The sequence below is a fragment of the Pseudomonadales bacterium genome (assembly GCA_024234215.1).
Lineage (GTDB): Bacteria > Pseudomonadota > Gammaproteobacteria > Pseudomonadales > UBA5862 > JACKOQ01.
Map to the genome: position 1 here is coordinate 17,055 of JACKOQ010000006.1, position 15,056 is coordinate 32,110.

A 15,056-nucleotide genomic window follows, 5' to 3' on the forward strand; every position below is an offset into this window, starting at 1 on the left:
CAGCTTCGGTCACACCTGCGGCAGGTGGTGCTCCAGCAGCGCCAGCAGCCGCAGGGTGGCACCGCGGTTGCCCTCGACCACTGCACAGCCGGCGCCGCCCATCTGCGTGCGCCGCACCCTATCGGCCAACAGCAGCAGGAGCTGTTCAAGCAGCGCCTGCTGATCCTCGACCACCCGTGCGGCACCGGCCTGCAACAGCAAGGCCCTGGTCTCGTTGAAGTTGAACAGATGCGGACCACTCAACACCGGCCGACCGAGCGCGGCGGGCTCGAGCAGGTTGTGACCTCCCACCGGCACCAGACTGCCGCCGACGAAGGCCAGGTCGGCCAGCGCATACCACAGCTGCAACTCGCCCATGGTGTCGCCCAGCAGCAGCTGGGTGGCAGCGGTGACCCGCGCGCCGCTCGAGCGGCGACACTGCTTGAAGCCCATTTCATCGACCAGCCGGGCGACGGCATCGAAGCGCTGCGGATGGCGCGGCACCAGAATCAGCAGCGTATCGGGCAGTTTCTCCAGCAACTGGCGGTGCACGCTCAGCAGCAGCGGCTCCTCGCCCTCATGGGTGCTGCCGGCCACCCAGACCGGTCGTCCCCCCAGTGACCAGTGCACCCTGAGCCGTTCGGCCTCGCTCACCAGCCGCGGATCGACGGCATGGTCGAACTTGAGGTTGCCGGTCACCACCATCCGCTCGGCCGGCAGACCCAGCTCGACGAAGCGCTCACCATCCTGCCGATGCTGCGCCGCCACCAGTGTCATGCGCTGCATCATCGCGCGGCTCACTCCGCCGATGCGGGCATAGCCCTGCGCCGAGCGCTGCGAGAGCCGGCCGTTGGCAAGAATGGCCGGCACCTGCAACTGCTGCAGACGCGCCAGCAGATTGGGCCACAGCTCGGTCTCCATGAAGATCGCCAGCGCCGGGCGGGCACGACGCAGAAAGGGGTCAAGAAAGATCGGCAGGTCGTAGGGGAGATAACAGTGCTCGACACGATCGCCGAACAGAGTGCGCACCCGCGCCGATCCGGTGGCGGTGGTCGAGGTGATCAGCAACCGACCCTGCGGAAAGCGCTCGAGCAGCGCCTCGACCAGCGGCCGGGCCGCCATGGTTTCGCCAAAGGAGACCGCATGAATCCAGATGCAGGGCTGATCCACCTCGAGCGTGCAACGGCCAAACCGTTCGGCGATGCGCTGCCGGTAACCCGGCTCGGCCCGCGAACGCCAGAGCAGTCGCAGCAGCAGCGCCGGCAGCAGCAGCGCCAGCAGCAGCGTGTAGAGCCCACGCAGCAGCCGTTCGCTCAGGGTCGAGACCGGTTGCGGCAGTTCGGCATCGCTCACTCGGCACCTTGTCGCGCGGCCATCTTTTCGATCATCGCCGTGGTCGAGCAGGCTTCGACGTAGTCGAGCACCCGCACCTCGCCGCCCTGCGCGCGCACGAAGTCGGCGCCGGCAATCTGCTCCGGCCGGTAATCACCGCCCTTCACCAGCAGATCGGGCTTCAGCAACCGGATCAGCCGCTCCGGCGTCTCCTCGCTGAAGGCGACCACCCAGTCGACCGCGGCCAGCGCGCCGAGCACCGCCATCCGCTGTGACAGCGGGTTGATCGGCCGGCCTGTGCCCTTGAGTCGACGCACCGACTCATCGCTGTTGACCGCCACGATCAGACGATCCCCCAGCGCACGGGCCGCAGCGAGATAACTGACGTGACCGGTATGGAGCAGATCGAAACAGCCATTGGTGAAGACCACCCGCTCGCCACGCGCCTGCGCGGCTTCCACCATGGCCTGCAGGGCCGATTCGCTCATCACCCCGCGCGGTGGCGTCTCGGCCGCCGCGTCGGCCCGCAGCAGTTCATCGGCGCTGACGGTGGCGGTACCGAGTTTGCCGACCACCAGGCCGGCGGCACGGTTGGCCAGCACCATGGCCCGTTCGAGCGATTCGCCGCCGCCGAGCGCTGCCGCCAGCACCGCGATCACGGTGTCGCCGGCACCCGTGACATCGTAGACCTCCCGCGCCTGCGCCCTCAGGTTGATCGGATCGCCCTCCCGCGGTACCAGCAGCATTCCCTGCCCGCCACGGGTCACCAGCAGTGCGGTCAGATCGAGCCGCGCCGTCATCGCTCGCGCCTTGCCGATCAGCTCGGCTTCATCGGCGCAGCGCCCGGCCACCTGCTCGAACTCGGCCTGGTTGGGCGTCAGCAGGGTCGCACCACGGTAGCGGTCGAACTCACTCCCCTTGGGGTCGACCAGCACCGGCATCGCCACCGCCCGTGCCGCCTGGATCAGCGGTTGCGGATCGGCCAGCGTCCCCTTGGCATAGTCGGAGAGCAGCAGCACCTGACTGTGTTTGAGCGCCTCGTGCAGTGCCTGCGAAGAGAGCGCTGGCATCGGGTCGAAGCGCTCCTCGAAGTCGAGCCGCAGCAGCTGCTGGTTACGGCTGATCACTCGCAGCTTGGTGATGGTGGGGTGGGCAGCCGAATGCTGAAAGTGACAGCGCACGCCGGCATCGACCAGGATCTGCGTCAACCGCTCACCCATCTCATCGACGCCGACGACGCCGGCCAGCTCGACCGACACACCCAGCGCGGCGAGGTTGCGGGCGACATTGCCGGCACCGCCGGCGCGCTCCTCGATCCGGGTCACCCGCACCACCGGCACCGGCGCCTCGGGGGACACCCGCTGGGTGTCGCCATGCCAGTAGCGGTCGAGCATCAGATCACCCACCACCAGGGCGCGCACATGCTCGAACGGGGGCAGGGAGGCTCTCATGGAGTGGTCGGTCTCACGCAACATCGGTTGGAACGTCCTGGCATAGGCCCAAATGAGCCGCTGCCGTATTATAGGCGCTTTGGTTTTCGGGAATGGTTATGGAACAGGTTGAATTGCCGATCGACATCGACCAGGTCAAGGGCTTTCTGCACCCTGACGAAGGCGCAGCGCTCTACCGGCAGGCGTTGATCGCCAGCCGCCTTGGACCTTGCCTGGAGATCGGCAGCTACTGCGGAAAATCGACCCTCTACCTCGCCGCCGCCTGTCGTCAGACCGACGCGCTGCTCTATGCGATCGATCATCACGGCGGTTCGGAGGAGCATCAACTCGGCGAGGAGTACCACGATCCGGAGCTCTACGACCGCGAAGAGGCGGTGATGGACAGCTTCCGCACCTTTCGCCGCAACCTGCGCCGTGCCGGTCTCGACGCACAGGTGGTACCGATCGTCGCCCCCTCGGCACTGGCAGCTCGCCACTGGAACACGCCGCTCGGCATGGTCTTCATCGATGGTGGCCACAGCCTGGAAGCAGCGCTGACCGATTACCGCTGCTGGGCCGGCCACCTCGTGCCGGGCGGCATTCTCGCCATCCATGACATCTTTCCCGACCCGCGCGATGGCGGTCAGGCCCCCCATCAGATCTATCAGCTTGCGAGCGCCTCGGGGCTATTCGAACAGCTCCCGATGGCCCGCACTCTGGGGCTGCTGCGCCGCCTCTAGCAGATTGACCTCGGTGAAGAGCCGCGCGGCCGGGGTCGCCTCGGCCAGCGCATCGGCGGCCAGCAGCACCGCTCCGGCAGTCCAGGTGGGCTGTTCATCGGGCCAGAGCAGGTCGAGGCTGAACTGGTAGCCAGTCCAGTAGACGCCATTCTCGCAGCGGAACTGGTGCAGCCAGCTGAAGAGTTCGTTGGCCTTGTGCCGCTCGCCCGCCGCCAGCAGCGCCAGCGTCAGCTCGCAGGACTCCGCCACCGTCACCCAGGGTTCGTCGCTGACGCAGCGGCAACCGAGCTCATGTTCGACAAAGCTGCTCCAGCGCGTCTGCAACCGTTGCCGGGCAGCCGCACCGCGCTCCACGCCCCCCAGAATCGGATAGAACCAGTCCATCGAGTAGCGTGTCTTGCTCTGATCGAACCGCTCGGGGTGGTTGCGCAGCGCATCGCCCAGCCGTTCGCGCGCCAGTGACCACTGTGGCCTGGCATGGCCCAGCACCGTGGCGATGTTGAGGGCACACTCCAGGCTCTTGTGCACCGAACTGCAACCGGTGACCAGCGCCTGCGCACGGGGCACTCCTTCGGCATCAATCGCCCAGGGGATGGTGCCACGCCGGCACTGCAGGGCCACCACATGGTCGATGGCCCGCTCGACGGTGCGCCACATGCGGCGCAGAAAGCTCTCGTCGGTGGTGATCAGGTAGTGGTGCCAGACGCCGGTGGCCACATAGGCGGTGAAGTTGCTCTCCTTGCGCGCCTCGGCATCCAGCACCGGCTGGCCCTGCTCATAGCGTGCCCACCAACTGCCATCCTCCAGCTGCCACTGCCGCAGCCAGTCATAGGCCTGCTCCGCCTCCTCCAGATGGCCGGCAATGCTCAGCCCCATGGCGGCTTCGGTGTGATCCCAGGGGTCGAAATGGCCGCCGTGAAACCAGGGAATGGCGCCGTCGCTGCGTTGCACGTCGAGAATGTAATCGATTGACGGACGAAAATAGTCGAGCGGCAGAGCGCCTTTGGAGAGGTATAACTGGGTCACGATCTCATCCCTTCGTGAAGTACATGACGACGCTTTTTCCAATCAACGGGTTGAGCAGGCGCTCGGCGGTTTGGGTCAGCCAAGGCTTTTTCAGCAAATCCCACACCAACAGCTTGTGATACCACTTCACCAGCCAGGAGTGGTCACGTCTTGACCAGAGCAGGCATTGCAGCCACCAGTAGGGGCTGTGCAGCGCATGGGCATGGTGGCGGTCGTAGCAGCTGAATCCAAGCCGTTCGATGTCGGACTGGAGCGCTCCGGCATCAAAGATTCGCACATGCCCACCCTCGACCTCGTGGTAGGCATCGCTCAGCAGCCAGCAGATCTTCTCCGGCCAGAAACGCGGCACACTGGCGACAAAGGTGCCGCCCGGCCGCAGGACTCTGACGATCTCCGCCAGCGCGCCCCGATAGTCGGGAATGTGCTCCAGCACCTCGGAGCATACTACGGTATCGAAACTGCCATCGGCAAAAGGCAGCCGCAGCGCAGTGCCCTGCAGCAGCGCAAGGCGCTTGTTCGGGTTGTCCGGTTCGGCAAAGTCACGGAAACGGCTCTGGCTGGTCTGAAGATCGTTCCAGCCGAGGTCGACCCCCACCGCCAACACCTCGGCTGCCATGTAGAAGGAGATGACATGCCGCCCTTCGCCACAGCCGAGGTCGAGCACCCGGTCACCCGGTCGCAGCGCGAAACGGTCGAGGTCAACGGTCAGCATGGGTCAGCAGCGTCTGGTAGTAGTCGGTCATCTGCCGGGCAGTCACCTGCCAGCTGAACTGCTGCTCGATGCGCCGGCGGGCCGCCTCCCCCAACTCTTCGCGCCGTGCCGGATCCTCCAGCAATTCGGCAATGGCACTGGCGAGTGCGACGGCATCGCCCGGCGGCACCAGCACACCGGCATCTCCCACCACTTCGGGCAGCGCGCCGCCGGTGGTCGAGATCACCGGCACGCCGCAGGCCATCGCCTCACCGGCCGGCAGCCCAAAGCCTTCATACAGCGATGGCACCACCGCCAGCGTGGAGCGTGCATAGAGCTGCGCCACCTCTGCGGTCGAGAGCCCGCGCACGAAACGCACCCGGTCGGTCAGCCGCAGCCGCTCGATCAGCCGCTCGGTGTGACCGCCCGGCTTGGGTTGCCCCAGCACCACCAGCCGCAGGGCGGGGTAGTCCGGCACCAGCCTGGCAACCGCCTCCAGCAGGTGGTCGAGCCCCTTCAGCGGGGCATCGGCGCTGGCCGTCGCCATGATCTGGAAGCGTTCGCGCGGCAGTTCCGGATAGGGACGGAACTCATCGGTGTCGATGCCGTTGTAGACCAGATTGATCGACTCGATCGGCAAGTCGAAGGCAGTGGCAATGTCACGGCGGGAGCACTCCGAAACCGTCACCAGATGGTTCAGCTCCCGTGCCACCGCCTTCTGCATGGTCAAAAAGGAGTGCCAGCGCCGGATCAGCAGCCGATGCCAGCCGTTGCGGGCGCTGTCGAGGGCAATCTCCAGATCGCGGGTGATCGGGTGGTGGATGGTGGCGACGGTGGGAATGCCCCACTGCTGCAACTGCAACAATCCATGGCAGAGGCTCTGGTTGTCATGCACCAGATCATACTGCTGGCGGCGATCGCGAAAGTGGTGAACCAGGCGACGACCAAAGGTCTCCGGCTCGACGAAACCGCCGGTCAGCTTGCCCCAATATTCGAAACGGTTGATCGGATCGCGCAGCGCGCGCAGGCTGGCATGGGGAAAGAAGGAGGTCTGTGCAAAGAGGTCGAGACTGGGCAATTTGATCAGTCTGACCCGCGGATCGAGTTGCGGATAAGGGGGGCCGGAGATCACATCGACACTGTGACCGGCCTCGACCAGCGCCTTGCTGAGAAAGCGCAGATAGACCCCCTGCCCTCCGCAATAGGGGTGGCTGCGGTAGCCCAGCAGCGCGATGCGCAGCGGACGCTCGATGGCCATTGCATCGAGCGGTGGCCGTTGTTCAATCACTGCCGAAGCCAGCGCCATCAGGTATCCATACATCAATCAGGTCGAACTGCCACCCGGCATGGTCATCCCTCGCCGCATCAGGGCTGGTATGAAAAAACGTGCCAGAACCGGGCACTTGATCCGGTGAATTCTACTTGACTGATCAACAATCAGGCAAGAAACAAGCAGTTACGGCTTGGCAGCAGACCTTGATTTGACCTAGGATAGCGACCGTCGCCGCTGTGCGGTACTCCCTCCATTCCACTGAAAACGAGCCACCATGCAGACCCTGCGCAACCTACCGCTTCTGTTCCTTTCGCTCTGTGTCGTCCTGCTGCTGTCGCTGCAGGGTTGTACCGGCAACCGCTATGACCGCAGCACCGGAGAGCGGCTCGATGATGCGGTCATCACCACCCGGGTGAAGTCGAACATCATCGCCAACCCGCACCTGAAATTCTTCGACATCACCGTCGACACCTTCAGGGGCGTGGTGCAGTTGGGCGGCTTTGTCGACAACGAGAAGATGATTCGGTTGGCCGAGAAGGTGACCGCCGAGACTCCGGGCGTGGTCAAGGTGAACAACCGGATCGCCGTCAAGCCTGCCAACGGCCACTGAACCGGCACAGCGGTCAAGACCTCTCCGAAACAGCACCACACAGGGCCCGCCTCATGGATCTGGGCATTCGCAACCGGGTGGCGCTGGTCACCGGCAGCCACCGCGGCACTGGCCAGGTGATTGCGCAGCGGCTGGCCACCGAGGGGGTCAGGGTCCTGAGCCACGGTCCCACGGCCGACAGCGAACCCGCCGCGGGCTGCCTCGGCCATCTGTGGGGCGATCTGACCACCGACGAAGGTGCCGCTCAGGTGGTGACACAGGCCAGGGCGCTGTGCGGTGGAGTCGACATCCTGATCAACAACCTCGGCGCCGCCGAAGCGGGCCAGTGGGGCGAGTTGACCACCGCCGACTGGTTGGCGAGCTATCAGCTCAATGTGCTGTCGGCCAGCCGCATGATCGATGCCTGGCTGCCGGGCATGAAGCAGCAAGGCTGGGGCCGGATCCTGCAACTGGGCACCCTCGGCACCGACCGGCCTGGTGGCAGCATGCCGCACTACTACGCTGCCAAGGGGGCGCTGCTGACCCTCACGCTTGGTCTGGCCCAGAGCCTGCCGGCCAGCGGCATCACCGTCAACATCCTCTCGCCCGGACTGATTCTGACGCCGGAGGTCGAGGCCAGCTTCCGCCGCCGGGCCCAACGTCAGGGCTGGGACGGTGACTGGTCGCAGATCGAGGCGCGCAGCGTGCAGGAACGCCATCCCAACCTGATCGGCCGCATCGCCCGTCGTGACGAAGTGGCCGATCTGGCACTGTTCCTGGTCAGTGAGCGCGCCAGCTTCATCACCGGGCAGAACATCCGCATCGATGGCGGTGCGCTGCTTTGCAGTGCCGGCGCCACTCAGGGGCAGGTCTGACCTTCAGCTGTCGCCGCCAGCTCCGCAAGCGTCATGCGTCCCACTGCCCCCTGCTCGGCCTGCATCAGCCGCTGATGGAGCTGCTCGACAGCCGCCGGCAACGGTACGGTCGGCGTTGCTGACGGCTCACCCCCCTCGTCCAGAAGACGCAGCAGTGCCGCCAGCTCGATCTGCGCCGGTTCACACGCCAGCCGGCAGGCTTCGGGCGCGGTGGCCTGGCGTGTCAGCAGACCCGCGACCCCCAGCAGGTCGACCACCGCGCTGACACTCCAGATCGGTGTCTGCAACCGCTCGCTCAGTGACGCCAGCGTCACGCCCTCCTTCCGCTGCGCGCTGCACGCCAGCTGATGCATGATCGACAGGCCGAGCAGACGGGTCAGACTGCCGCCGACCCACAGCTCGTTGCGCTCGCTCTTCATCTGCGCCGGATTCTGCAGATAAAAGGCGACAGCGGCTCCAAGCAGCAGGATCAGCCAGCTCCAGAACAGCCACAACAGCAGCAGAATCAGCACCGCGAAGCCCGAATAGATCGCCTCGTAGTGGGCCGATGAGATCAAAAAGCCGGAGAAGATCCGTCCACACAGCTGCCACAGCAGGCTGGCCACCGTCGAACCGGTGAATGCCGCAGAGAGCCGGACCGAGGTGTTGGGCACCAGCAGATAGACAGCGCCGATCATCAGCGCCGCCAACAACACCGGCAGCAGCCAGGAGAGTTGCAGCAGCAGGCTGCTCACCGCCCCCAACGCCAGCAGATGGTGCATCAGGGTGCTGTTCATCACCACGGCGATCGCACCCATCAGCACGACCAGCAGCAGCGGACCCAGCAGCACCAGCAGCAGACAGTGGCCGATGAGCTGCAAAAAGGTGCGATGGCGCCGCACCCGCCAGATCAGATTGAGCGAACGTTCGACCTTGTAGATCAGTGTGACGGCGACATAGACCAGCAGGATCAGACCGATCGAACCGAGCGGCGCGATGTCGATGCGCTCGATGAAGTCGATGACGGTTCTGTTCACCGTCTCGCCCCGCTCACCGAGCGGCTGCAAAAACCCATGCAGCAGCGGCAGCAGTTGATCCGGCAATCCGAACAGCTTGATCACTGCGACGCCCAGCGCCATCAGCGGCACCAGTGACAACAGCGTGGTGTAGACCAGACTGGTGGCGTGCAGAGGAAGTGGACCGTAGAAAATGTCACGCAGCATGACGTAGAGCAGCCGTGTCGGCCACAGCAGTCGGCGCCGCCAGCCCGGCAGAGCGTCATCTTCGGCAAAGAGCCGCTTCTCGATCCGGCGCAACAGCAGAAAATCCATCTCGGTCCGCATCGGCCGGGTCACCTGCACCGGATCAGAATCAGCTCCCGGTCGGTCACCACCGCATCGAGCGGGACATCCCAGGTCGCCATCGGCAGTTGGGGCCGCTCCTGAAAATGGTGGGCAACGCCCACCAGCAACGGGCGCGATGGCCAGGGACGATCCAGCGCAAAGGTCCGGTCATAGTAGCCGCCCCCCATCCCCAACCGCGCTCCACTGCGGTCAAACGCCACCAGCGGCAGCAACACCAGATCGAGCGACCAGGCCGGCGTCAGCACCTGCCGGCGCAGATCGGGCTCCGCAATGGCATAACGGTTCAGAATCAGCCGCTCACCGGGCCGGTGCGGCGCAAACAGCAGACGGTTGTGGGCAAAGGGGTGCAGGATCGGCAGAAAACCCTGCGCACCACGGGCCTGGCCACGCAGCAGTGCACTGCTCGGATCGATCTCGCCATCGCTGGCCAGATAGTGACCGATGCGTCGGCTATGGAGAAAACTCAGCCAGCCGGCCAGATGGCGCGCGACCGAAGCGGCAGCCTGGCGCTGCGCGGAAGCAGAGAGGGCGCGACGCTGGCGACGCAGTTCGCGCCGCAGTGGCCGCAGATCACTCATGCAGGGAGCTCCCCGAGAACGCCGCTGTCGGTAGAGCCCTTGAACCAATAGAGTCCAAGGCGGCGGTCACTGAGGTGAATCAGGCTTTCCGACCAGCGGACATGCACACCATCACCTGCTGGCGACCTCCAGTTTTCAGAGAATCGGCTCGGGGACATACCCGACTGGCCAACGCCCCAGGGAGCTGGCTTGAGTATAGCAGCGTCAGCGCCAAAGCAGCATCTTTCGAGAATCGGAAAACCGGACGGGCATCTTCACACTGCACCGTGCGGCAACTCATTCGCCAGGCAGCAGCTGTGTCAGCGCCACATCGAGCTTGTCATGCAGATGTTGCCGGCCCTGCTCCAGCAGCAGGCGCTGCTGCTCGCTGCGCAGGTAGTCGTGGGCGATGTTCAGCGCCGCCATCACCGCGATGCGCTCCATGCCGATGATCGAACCGCTGCTGCGAATACCGCGCATCTTCTCATCGAGATAGCGGGCGGACTCCGCCAGCGCCGCGCGCTCCTCCACCGGACAGCTCACCTGAAACGATTTGTCCAGGATCTGGATGGTCAGCGTACAGCTTTCGCCCTTTTCAGCCATGACTCACTCCTGATCCAGCGCCTTGAGCCGTTTGATCATCTCGACCACCTGCTGCCGGGCATGGTGCTGCTGTTCGACCAGCCGCGTCCGCTCACCACGCCAGGTCGATTCACTGGCGCGCAGCCGGGCATTCTCCTTGCTCAACTGCTCGCAACGGCCGATCAGCAGGTCGATTTTGCGTTCAAGATCAGCAATGGCCGGGTCAAGGTGGTTCATGAGGCTCTTTCAGGGCGATGCAGAATCGATTCGATCAACTATAGAGCGCCGGGCACCATCGATCAATCGCTGCACGGCGATGGCGTCAACGATGCTGCTTGCCACCGCTTGCATCGTCCGCCGCGCAAAACTAAGCTCGCGCCACCGCTTCGACAGGTGGATGCTTCGATGAGAGAGCGCTTCGCATGGCTGCGCCTGGCAGCCCTTTTCGCCACCCTTGGCAGCAGCCTGCCACTGCTGGCCGATGATGGACTCCCGATCGGCGAGGTCAGTACGGTGTTCAAGTTCCTGACCCCGAATGACAAGATCAAGATCCATGCGTTCGAGGATCCCGCCGTGGAGGGGATCACCTGCTACATCAGCCGGGCGGTGACTGGCGGACTCAAGGGGGCGTTCGGCGTTGCCGAAGACACCTCCGATGCCAGCATCTCCTGCCATCAGACCGGCCCGATCCGCTTTCGAAGCGCGATCGCCGCCGGAAAAAATGGCGAGGAGGTGTTCAACGAGCGCCGTTCGCTGCTGTTCAAGGAGCTGCATGTCACCCGTTTTCATGACGCCCAGAGCAACACGCTGGTCTACATGACCTGGAGCGACCGGCTGATCGAGGGCTCGCCGCGCAATTCGATCTCGGCGGTGCCGCTGGCCGCCTGGAATGGTGTCGCCGCCCAGCCAGCGCGGTTCGATCGCTGACTTCGACCTCAGCGCCGCCGCCATGCCAGCGCAACCACCGAGATCAGATAGGTTGCACTGGCCAGCAGGATGATGGTCGCACCAGCCGGCAGATCAGGTCCGTAGGAGAGCGCCAGCCCGGCAAAGGTGAAGAGCATGCCCAACAGGGTGGCACCCACCATCATCCAGCCGAGCGTGCGCACATAGTGGCCACTGACGGCGGCGGGCAGCGTCAGCAGCGCAATCACCAGAATCAGCCCCACCATCTGGATCAGCACCACCACGGTCACCGCGATCAGCACCAGCAGCAGCGGGTAGTAGAACGCCACCCTGATGCCACGCAACCGGGCGAACTCCTCGTCAAAGACCACCGCAAGAAACTGCTTCTGGAACAGCAGCACCAGCAGCAGCACGATCAGGTCGAGCCAGGCCATTCGCCACAGCTCAGAACTCGGCACCAGCAGAATGTTGCCGAACAGGTAGCTCATCAGATCGACGTTGTAGCCGGGCGTGCGCGCCATCAGCAGGATGCCGACGGCCATCCCTGCTGCCCACAGTGCGCCGATCACGGTGTCCTCATGTTCGCGCCAATGCAGATTGACCCAACTGATCAACAGCGCCGCCAGCACCGCCGCGACCAGTGCGCCATCCATCGGGTCGCCACCGAAGAAGTAGGCAACCCCCATCCCGCCCAGCACCGAATGGGCAATACCGCCGGCCAGGTAACCGATGCGCTTGACCACCACATAGCTGCCAATCACGCCACAGGCCACGCTGGCCAGCAGGCCGGCGAACAGTGCCTGCCGCAGAAAGGGCTGGCTGGCCAGCGCCTGCAGAAAATCGCTCACCGCATCCCCTCGCCCGGCGTGTGGTGGGCATGTTCATGGTGGATCAGGTGCATCGGACGTCCATACATCTGCTCGATGTCACTGCTCTTGAGCTCAGTGGCCGGATGGCAGATCAGCGTGCGGTTGAGGCAGGCGACCCGGTTCACCTGCTGCGAGATGAAGCCGATGTCATGCGAGATCACCACGATGGCCATGCGCTGATTGAGCAGCCCCAGCAGGTCGAACAGCCCCTGTTCGCCCTGCTGGTCGATGTTGGCGGTCGGCTCATCCAGCAGCAGCAGCCTGGGTTCGGTCACCAGCGCACGCGCCACCAGCAGCCGCTGGAGCTGCCCGCCGGAGAGGTTGCCGATCGGACGGTTGGCCAGACCGCTGATGCCCACCTCGTCGAGGGCACGGGCGGTGGCCAGCCGATCGGCCCGGTTGAAACCGAACCAGCGCCGCGTCAGCCCCAGCCGACCCAGCATCACTGCCTGGGTGACGGTGATCGGAAAGTCGCGGTTGAACAGCGGATATTGCGGTACATAGCCGACCCAGCGGCGCGCTTCGCGTGGCGGGCGGCCGAAGAGCCGAATCGTGCCACCGTCGGGCTGCCGCAATCCCAGAATCAGCTTGAACAGGGTGCTCTTGCCACTGCCATTGGGGCCGATCAGCGCCAGAAACTCACGCGGCTCGACCCGCAGGTCGATCTGCTCCAACAACGGAACACCTCCATAGGAGAAGCGGAGCCGGTCGATCTCGAGCGGCAATCGTTCGGTATTCATGGTGTGGGGTCTGCCAGCAGGGCACCCAACTGGCGCAGCGTGGCCGGCACATCCTCGGCCAGGTGGTCCACCTTGACGACACGGGCACCGAGGCTGTCGGCCACCATTTCAGCCACCCGCCGATCGGTCTGCTGCTCGACCAGAATCACGCGCACACCGGCCTGCCGACCCGCTTCGATCACCTGGGCCAGCGAGCGGGCACCGGGAGACTTGCCCTCGCGCTCGATGGCAATCTGGCGCAGTCCATAGGCATCGGCAAAGTAGCCAAAGGCCGGATGGTAGACCATGAAACTGGCGCCACGCCGGGAGGCCAATTGTGCACTCAACTCGGCATCGAGGGCGGTCAGCTCCTGCTCCAGCCGGCCATAACCCTGCTGATAGTGCACAGCCGCGGCCGGATCGGCGGCCATCAGTGCATCGCGCATGTTGGCCGCTTGACGCAGCAACAGTCCGGGCGCCAGCCAGAGATGTGGATCGGCAAGTGCCTCTGACTGCCGTGAATCACCATGATGATGCCCATCCATCTGCAGCCGCTCGATGCCGGCGGCGACATCGACCACCTGCAACGCCGGATGGAGCCCACGCACCTTGGGCAGCCAGACACGCTCGAAGGGCAGGCCAAGCTGAAAGTAGAGCTGGCTGCTGTCCAGTTCGCTCATCAACCGCGGGGTTGGCTCGTAGGTCTCGACGCCCTGCCCCGGCGGCACCACCTGCAGCACTTTCACCCGCGAACCGGCCAGGCGTTCGAGCAAATACTTCTGCGGTGCGATGGCGACCGCCACCCGCAATTCAGCCACCGCGAACGAACTGGCCAGGAGCCACAAAAAAAACAGTGCAAAGCGGCGACCCATGCGTGGCCTTGACCCAAAAGTTTTCATTATATCCATTCACGAGATAAAGCCGTCGCCTTCGCCGATGGCGCACAGCGCATGCTCCTGAAAAAAATAAACCCCGACGGTCGCCGGGGTTTCATCGACAGCCGAACCGCACGGGCGCGGTCAGCGCAACGGGGGTCAGCCGAGATTCTGGTTGACGAACTCCCAGTTGACCAGCGACCAGAAGCCCTTCAGGTAATCGGGGCGGACGTTGCGATAGTCGATGTAGTAGGCATGTTCCCACAGATCGACCGTCAGCAGCGCGGTCAGGTTGGCATCGGTCAGCGGCGTGGCAGCGTTGCTGGTGTTGACGATGTCGAGTGATCCATCGGCCTTTTTGACCAGCCAGGTCCAGCTGGAACCGAAGTTGTTGACCGCCATGTCATTGAACTTGGCCTTGAAATCATCAAAGGAGCCGAACGCCTTGTTGATGGCCTCGGCAATCTTGCCGGTGGGCGCACCGCCACCTTTCGGGCTCAGGCTGTGCCAATAGAAGGTGTGGTTCCACACCTGCGCGGCATTGTTGAAGACACCGCCCGATGAACTCTTGATGATCTGTTCGAGCGTCTTGCCTTCGAACTCGGTGCCCTTGATCAGGCCGTTGAGCTTGTCGACATAGGTCTTGTGATGCTTGCCGTAGTGGAACTCCAGCGTCTCTTTGGAGATGTGCGGCTGCAGGGCATCCATCGCGTAGGGCAATTCTGGCAGGGTAAACTGGCTCATGCTGTGATTCTCCTTCGACTCACCAGTGGTTAATGGCCCAGCTATTGTATCAACTATCCCCCGCCATGGCGCCTGCCGATTCGATTGAGTGCCGCTGTCGCGCCAGCCCCCGTCAACCCAGTGCCTGCTGATAGCCACCGCTGGCCGAACGGCGCGAATTGGCGACATGCAGCGCGGCCTGGTTCACCGCCTGCGCCACCTTCTGCTCGAGTTCGGCGCGCTCCTGTGGCGAGAGGTAGAACAGAAAGTCCACCTCGTAGCGCAGATAGCGCGGCGGCAGGTGGTTGAGCGCGACACAGGCCACATCGGCCAGATAGTCGCTGTCGTTTTCGCTGCTGTTGAAGCCAAGGGTCTGCCGAATCTGTTCGACGACCAGCCGCTCGTAGACGTTGTGAACCGAGGCAAAGGGCGATTCTGCCGACACGGGACGGGGTGGTGCACGGAACATGGTGAGTTTTCTCCGGTGAACAGGACATTGATCCTCACCGAAGTGTAGGCCAGAAGCGCCACTTGCGCCCGGCGCCTC

General features: G+C 64.4%; 18 protein-coding genes and 1 other RNA gene. 4 read left to right on the top strand and 15 right to left on the bottom strand.

The window, feature by feature from the left end; all coding sequences use genetic code 11:
• Positions 1-9: 9 nt before the first annotated feature.
• A complete protein-coding gene (waaA, locus tag H7A13_10730) occupies positions 10-1,284 on the bottom strand; it encodes a lipid IV(A) 3-deoxy-D-manno-octulosonic acid transferase (GenBank protein MCP5333810.1) in 1,275 nt (424 codons plus the stop codon).
• Positions 1,285-1,328: 44 nt separating this feature from the next.
• Positions 1,329-2,762: a bifunctional D-glycero-beta-D-manno-heptose-7-phosphate kinase/D-glycero-beta-D-manno-heptose 1-phosphate adenylyltransferase HldE gene (hldE, locus tag H7A13_10735; protein MCP5333811.1), complete on the bottom strand. Its 1,434-nt coding sequence runs from the start codon at positions 2,760-2,762 to the stop codon at positions 1,329-1,331.
• A gap of 98 nt (positions 2,763-2,860) precedes the next feature.
• Here hldE and H7A13_10740 point away from each other — a divergent pair, with 98 nt between their 5' ends.
• Positions 2,861-3,481 carry a class I SAM-dependent methyltransferase gene (locus H7A13_10740; protein MCP5333812.1) on the top strand — a complete coding sequence of 207 codons (621 nt, stop codon included), beginning with the start codon at positions 2,861-2,863 and terminating at the stop codon, positions 3,479-3,481.
• On the opposite strand, the gene H7A13_10745 is transcribed toward H7A13_10740, so the two are convergent.
• Genes H7A13_10745 through H7A13_10755 form a run of 3 tightly spaced genes read right to left on the bottom strand, consistent with a single transcriptional unit; the run spans position 3,428 to position 6,504 of the window.
• The gene (locus H7A13_10745) at positions 3,428-4,507 is read right to left on the bottom strand and encodes a prenyltransferase (protein MCP5333813.1); all 1,080 of its coding nucleotides are present in this window, start codon (positions 4,505-4,507) and stop codon (positions 3,428-3,430) included. The two genes, H7A13_10740 and H7A13_10745, sit on opposite strands and share 54 nt — an antisense overlap.
• A gap of 4 nt (positions 4,508-4,511) precedes the next feature.
• A complete protein-coding gene (locus tag H7A13_10750; protein ID MCP5333814.1) occupies positions 4,512-5,219 on the bottom strand; it encodes a methyltransferase domain-containing protein in 708 nt (235 codons plus the stop codon).
• Positions 5,206-6,504: a glycosyltransferase family 4 protein gene (locus H7A13_10755; GenBank protein MCP5333815.1), complete on the bottom strand. Its 1,299-nt coding sequence runs from the start codon at positions 6,502-6,504 to the stop codon at positions 5,206-5,208. Before H7A13_10755 ends, H7A13_10750 begins: the two co-directional genes overlap by 14 nt.
• A 241-nt stretch (positions 6,505-6,745) precedes the next feature.
• On the opposite strand from H7A13_10755, the gene H7A13_10760 reads away from it, so the two are divergent.
• A complete protein-coding gene (locus tag H7A13_10760; GenBank protein ID MCP5333816.1) occupies positions 6,746-7,081 on the top strand; it encodes a BON domain-containing protein in 336 nt (111 codons plus the stop codon).
• A gap of 53 nt (positions 7,082-7,134) precedes the next feature.
• Positions 7,135-7,935 (top strand): SDR family oxidoreductase, encoded by an 801-nt coding sequence (locus H7A13_10765; protein ID MCP5333817.1) that lies wholly within the window; start codon positions 7,135-7,137, stop codon positions 7,933-7,935.
• Here the strand turns inward: H7A13_10765 and H7A13_10770 are convergent.
• The 5 genes from H7A13_10770 to H7A13_10790 all read right to left on the bottom strand — a co-directional run bounded on the left by H7A13_10770 (position 7,920) and on the right by H7A13_10790 (position 10,654).
• A complete protein-coding gene (locus H7A13_10770) occupies positions 7,920-9,257 on the bottom strand; it encodes a YihY/virulence factor BrkB family protein (protein MCP5333818.1) in 1,338 nt (445 codons plus the stop codon). The genes H7A13_10765 and H7A13_10770 overlap by 16 nt on opposite strands.
• Before the next feature lie 8 nt (positions 9,258-9,265).
• On the bottom strand, positions 9,266-9,856 hold the full coding sequence (locus H7A13_10775) for a 5-formyltetrahydrofolate cyclo-ligase (GenBank protein ID MCP5333819.1): 591 nt from the start codon (positions 9,854-9,856) through the stop codon (positions 9,266-9,268).
• Positions 9,857-9,861: 5 nt separating this feature from the next.
• Positions 9,862-10,042: non-coding RNA, 6S RNA (ssrS, locus tag H7A13_10780), on the bottom strand.
• A gap of 90 nt (positions 10,043-10,132) precedes the next feature.
• On the bottom strand, positions 10,133-10,438 hold the full coding sequence (locus tag H7A13_10785; GenBank protein ID MCP5333820.1) for a cell division protein ZapA: 306 nt from the start codon (positions 10,436-10,438) through the stop codon (positions 10,133-10,135).
• Between the two features lie 3 nt (positions 10,439-10,441).
• Positions 10,442-10,654, bottom strand: coding sequence for a TIGR02449 family protein (locus H7A13_10790; protein ID MCP5333821.1), 213 nt, complete (start codon positions 10,652-10,654; stop codon positions 10,442-10,444).
• A gap of 168 nt (positions 10,655-10,822) precedes the next feature.
• Here H7A13_10790 and H7A13_10795 point away from each other — a divergent pair, with 168 nt between their 5' ends.
• Complete coding sequence (locus H7A13_10795) at positions 10,823-11,344, top strand: CreA family protein (GenBank protein ID MCP5333822.1); 522 nt, start codon at positions 10,823-10,825, stop codon at positions 11,342-11,344.
• An 8-nt stretch (positions 11,345-11,352) separates the two neighbouring features.
• On the opposite strand, the gene H7A13_10800 is transcribed toward H7A13_10795, so the two are convergent.
• The 5 genes from H7A13_10800 to H7A13_10820 all read right to left on the bottom strand — a co-directional run bounded on the left by H7A13_10800 (position 11,353) and on the right by H7A13_10820 (position 14,978).
• Complete coding sequence (locus H7A13_10800) at positions 11,353-12,171, bottom strand: metal ABC transporter permease (GenBank protein ID MCP5333823.1); 819 nt, start codon at positions 12,169-12,171, stop codon at positions 11,353-11,355.
• Positions 12,168-12,932, bottom strand: coding sequence for a metal ABC transporter ATP-binding protein (locus H7A13_10805; protein ID MCP5333824.1), 765 nt, complete (start codon positions 12,930-12,932; stop codon positions 12,168-12,170). Before H7A13_10805 ends, H7A13_10800 begins: the two co-directional genes overlap by 4 nt.
• Complete coding sequence (locus H7A13_10810) at positions 12,929-13,810, bottom strand: zinc ABC transporter substrate-binding protein (protein ID MCP5333825.1); 882 nt, start codon at positions 13,808-13,810, stop codon at positions 12,929-12,931. Before H7A13_10810 ends, H7A13_10805 begins: the two co-directional genes overlap by 4 nt.
• A gap of 135 nt (positions 13,811-13,945) precedes the next feature.
• Positions 13,946-14,530 (bottom strand): superoxide dismutase [Fe], encoded by a 585-nt coding sequence (locus H7A13_10815; GenBank protein ID MCP5333826.1) that lies wholly within the window; start codon positions 14,528-14,530, stop codon positions 13,946-13,948.
• Between the two features lie 112 nt (positions 14,531-14,642).
• Positions 14,643-14,978 (bottom strand): late competence development ComFB family protein, encoded by a 336-nt coding sequence (locus H7A13_10820; GenBank protein ID MCP5333827.1) that lies wholly within the window; start codon positions 14,976-14,978, stop codon positions 14,643-14,645.
• Positions 14,979-15,056: the final 78 nt, after the last annotated feature.

Coding starts and splice junctions, on each gene's coding strand:
- hldE (MCP5333811.1), bottom strand. CDS start 2,762: ATGAGAGCCTCCCTGCCCCCGTTCGAGCATGTGCGCGCCCTGGTGGTG.
- H7A13_10740 (MCP5333812.1), top strand. CDS start 2,861: ATGGAACAGGTTGAATTGCCGATCGACATCGACCAGGTCAAGGGCTTT.
- H7A13_10750 (MCP5333814.1), bottom strand. CDS start 5,219: ATGCTGACCGTTGACCTCGACCGTTTCGCGCTGCGACCGGGTGACCGG.
- H7A13_10755 (MCP5333815.1), bottom strand. CDS start 6,504: ATGGCGCTGGCTTCGGCAGTGATTGAACAACGGCCACCGCTCGATGCA.
- H7A13_10760 (MCP5333816.1), top strand. CDS start 6,746: ATGCAGACCCTGCGCAACCTACCGCTTCTGTTCCTTTCGCTCTGTGTC.
- H7A13_10765 (MCP5333817.1), top strand. CDS start 7,135: ATGGATCTGGGCATTCGCAACCGGGTGGCGCTGGTCACCGGCAGCCAC.
- H7A13_10770 (MCP5333818.1), bottom strand. CDS start 9,257: ATGCGGACCGAGATGGATTTTCTGCTGTTGCGCCGGATCGAGAAGCGG.
- H7A13_10775 (MCP5333819.1), bottom strand. CDS start 9,856: ATGAGTGATCTGCGGCCACTGCGGCGCGAACTGCGTCGCCAGCGTCGC.
- H7A13_10785 (MCP5333820.1), bottom strand. CDS start 10,438: ATGGCTGAAAAGGGCGAAAGCTGTACGCTGACCATCCAGATCCTGGAC.
- H7A13_10790 (MCP5333821.1), bottom strand. CDS start 10,654: ATGAACCACCTTGACCCGGCCATTGCTGATCTTGAACGCAAAATCGAC.
- H7A13_10795 (MCP5333822.1), top strand. CDS start 10,823: ATGAGAGAGCGCTTCGCATGGCTGCGCCTGGCAGCCCTTTTCGCCACC.
- H7A13_10805 (MCP5333824.1), bottom strand. CDS start 12,932: ATGAATACCGAACGATTGCCGCTCGAGATCGACCGGCTCCGCTTCTCC.
- H7A13_10810 (MCP5333825.1), bottom strand. CDS start 13,810: ATGAAAACTTTTGGGTCAAGGCCACGCATGGGTCGCCGCTTTGCACTG.
- H7A13_10815 (MCP5333826.1), bottom strand. CDS start 14,530: ATGAGCCAGTTTACCCTGCCAGAATTGCCCTACGCGATGGATGCCCTG.
- H7A13_10820 (MCP5333827.1), bottom strand. CDS start 14,978: ATGTTCCGTGCACCACCCCGTCCCGTGTCGGCAGAATCGCCCTTTGCC.